General features: G+C 42.6%; 1 protein-coding gene. It reads left to right on the forward strand.

Annotated features, from left to right (window positions below; all coding sequences use genetic code 11):
• The coding region (locus AAEY75_RS14900; RefSeq protein ID WP_352260009.1) for a hypothetical protein at window positions 1-277 on the forward strand (277 nt) is incomplete at both ends.

Below are 277 nucleotides of genomic sequence, written 5' to 3' on the forward strand. Positions count from 1 at the left end.
GATTTAGGCAATCAGTACAGCTTATTTAATCCAGCCCCGCAGGCTCGCTCATTTAACAATACAGAAGTAGAGCAACAGCTGGCAGCCTATGCTTTAGCAGCTTATGTACCGTATAGCCAAAACTACAGTGCAGTAAAAATTACTACGTTTAACAACGGTGATTTTTATGGCAGTTACGCAGAAAACGCTGCGTACAGCCCTAGCTTATCGCCATTGCAAAGTGCATTAAGTCAGTTGTTTTTAGCCGGTTTGAGTTTTGATCAGCATACCGTAAAGG

This window comes from Psychrobacter sp. TB55-MNA-CIBAN-0194 (assembly GCF_040309505.1).
GTDB lineage: Bacteria > Pseudomonadota > Gammaproteobacteria > Pseudomonadales > Moraxellaceae > Psychrobacter > Psychrobacter fozii.